Origin of the sequence: Synechococcus sp. R8-2, assembly GCF_047461715.1 — a bacterium.
In the GTDB taxonomy this organism is placed as follows: domain Bacteria; phylum Cyanobacteriota; class Cyanobacteriia; order Thermostichales; family Thermostichaceae; genus Thermostichus.
In genome coordinates this window covers 1-2,688 of the sequence record NZ_JANSHQ010000542.1, presented here as the reverse complement: position 1 = coordinate 2,688, position 2,688 = coordinate 1, and the positions used below count along the sequence as shown (strand labels likewise).

The following is a 2,688-nucleotide window of genomic DNA, read 5'->3' as shown; positions in this document are numbered from 1 at the left end:
GGCCCGCGGCTCTCTGTTGTTGACGTTGGCAGTGCGCGGCACCGTTCCTGCAGCGGGCGTAGCCTTGGAGCAGGCCGAATCCGACTTCGACCAAGTCATCCAAGAACAAGCCCAAGACGGGGAACAGTCCCGGCAGCTCTATCTGGAGGCCCACCTGAAGCGGGCCCAAGTCCGCCGCCTGCGCCACAACCTGGAGGGGGCAATAGCCGATTGGGATCGGGTCTTGGAGCTGGCCAGCCCAGGGGATCCAGAAGTGCTGGTCACCGAAGCCCTGTTGTATCGGGGCTTGTGTCGCCAAGAGAGGGGGGATCTGGCTGGGGCGTTGGCCGATTTCACGGCGCTGATCCAGCAGCAACCGCAGGCTTCTCAGGCTTTTGCTTTGCGGGCAAGGGTGCATCTGGCTTTGGGGGATCAAGAGGCGGCATTGGCGGATCTCAACCAAGCTCTGAGCCTCGACCAGAACTGGGGGGTGGCCGATGCTGCCCTGGCCTACCGTCAACGGGGGGATCTGCACCGGCAGGCCAATTGCCCTGAGCTGGCCATTGCCGACTACACGCAGGCCCTGGCCTTGAACCCCCAGGAGCACTCTGCTTTGCTCCACCGAGCTCTCCTGTGGGATGGCGAGGGACAGACGGACAAAGCGATAGAAGACTACACCCGACTGCTGCAACTGGAGCTGGATCCCCAGGAGCGGGTCTGGGTTTTGAACAACCGCGGCTGGGCCTACGCCCAACAGGGGGATTTTTCGGCGGCCATCCGCGACTACGACCAAGCCATAACACTCTGCACTGCTGACGCGAGCAATAGGGATCCCTGCCACCTCAAAGCCCACTTCAACCGCGCCCTGGCTCGGGCTGCCCTTGGGGATTGGCAGAGAGCCTGCCAGGATTTCCAGGCTGCCCTCCAGATGCAAGGGTACGAAGGTCGGCTTTTGGAAGACGTTATCGCTAGTTATTTCAAAATAGGTTGAGACACTTCCCAAAGGCTCCGCGCCGTCGCCGCGGCCACCTCCAACCTCTCTTAGAAATCGATGGGATTTGAATGGACAGTTAGAGGGATCGGCTCAAGCCTCCTCCGCCACTTCTCCCGTCTCGGGCCGCAGCAGCGGAAAGGCAATGACATCGCGAATGCTGGGAGCGTCGCACAGCAGCATCACCAAGCGGTCGATCCCCACGCCCAGGCCGCCGGTGGGGGGCAGGCCATATTCCAAGGCCGTGAGGAAGTCTTCATCCAGAAAGTGGGCCTCCTCATTTCCGGCTGCCTTCAGGGCTGCCTGGGCCTCCAGCCGCTGCCGCTGATCCACCGGATCGGTGAGCTCGGAGTAGGCGTTGGCCGTCTCCCGCCCAACGATGAACAGCTCGAAGCGCTCGGCCAACCCCGGTTTGCTGCGGTGGGGCTTGGTGAGGGGACACACCTCCAGGGGGTAGTCCAGAACAAAGGTGGGCTGGCGCAGGCGGCTCTCGCAGCAGTGCTCAAAGGCTTTGACCAGCAACTGGCCGGGGGAGTCCTGGGGTGAGAGATTGGGGATCCCTTGGGCGGCCAAGGCTGGCAAGAGCTCTTCAGGGCATCCCTTTTCCACATCGATGAAAATGCCAGTGGCCTCCTCCACCAGCTCCTGCATCGTCACCCGTCGCCAGGGAGGGGTGAGGTCGATGGCTTCCCCTTGGTAGGTGAGCTGCAGGGATCCCCGCACCGCCAGGGCGGCGTTGCAGACCAGGGTTTCCGTCAGCTCCATCATGGTGTGGTAGTCGGCGAAGGCTTGATAGGCCTCTAGAGAGGTGAACTCCGGGTTGTGGCGGGTGGAGATGCCTTCGTTGCGAAAGACCCGCCCAATTTCATAGACTCGCTCGATCCCGCCCACCACCAGCCGCTTCAGGTGCAGCTCGGTGGCAATGCGCAAGTAGAGATCCAGATCCAGGGCGTTGTGGTGGGTAACAAAAGGCCGCGCCTCCGCCCCGCCGGGGATCACCTGCAACACTGGCGTCTCAATTTCCACAAAACCTCGCTCTTCCAGAGTCTGCCGCAGGGAGCGGATGATCTGGGCGCGGTCGAGCAAGGTCTGCTTGACCTCAGGGTTGACGATGAGATCGACGTAGCGCTGGCGGTAGCGTTTCTCCACATCCCGCAGGCCATGCCACTTGTCCGGCAGGGGCAGCAGGGCCTTGGTCAGCACTTGGTATTCATCCACCCGCACCGACAATTCCCCTTTTTCGGTACGCTTGAGGCAGCCCTTGGCCCCCAGCCAATCGCCCACGTCGATGAGCTTGTCCAGGTTCTTGAAGGCCAACTCCCCCATCTGCTCCGTCAGCCGTTGCTTCTCCAGGTAAAGCTGGATGGTGCCGGAGCGATCCTGAAGGGTAAAGAAAGCCAGCTTGCCCATGACCCGCCGCGCCCGGATCCGCCCGGCCACCGCCACCTGCACATCCTCCCGCTCGCCGCCGGGCTCTAGGTCGGCAAATTGCTCCTGCAGCTCGGCAGCCAGATGGGTAACAGGAAAAGAATAGGCATAGGGCGGGATCCCTTGTTCCCGCAGGTGTTGGGCTTTTTCCAGGCGGGCGGCCCGTTGGGCGGCTTCGCTGCTGCTGGGGAGGGTAGACATGGCGGTGGATAGGCAATGGACAATGGAAGCTCCGTTAGGGACGGGATTTTTCAGGCTTCCGGCGGCGCGATCGCGTTAGCGGGACGGAG

The 2,688-nt window shown here is 62.5% G+C and carries 2 protein-coding genes; one reads left to right on the top strand and one right to left on the bottom strand.

What is annotated here, in order from left to right:
* Positions 1–970: tetratricopeptide repeat protein (locus NW819_RS12150; RefSeq protein WP_414413896.1), on the top strand; the 970-nt coding region annotated here is incomplete at its 5' end.
* Between the two features lie 93 nt (positions 971–1,063).
* Here NW819_RS12150 and lysS read toward each other — a convergent pair.
* Positions 1,064–2,599 (bottom strand): lysine--tRNA ligase, encoded by a 1,536-nt coding sequence (gene lysS, locus NW819_RS12145; RefSeq protein WP_414413895.1) that lies wholly within the window; start codon positions 2,597–2,599, stop codon positions 1,064–1,066.
* Between the last annotated feature and the right edge of the window lie 89 nt (positions 2,600–2,688).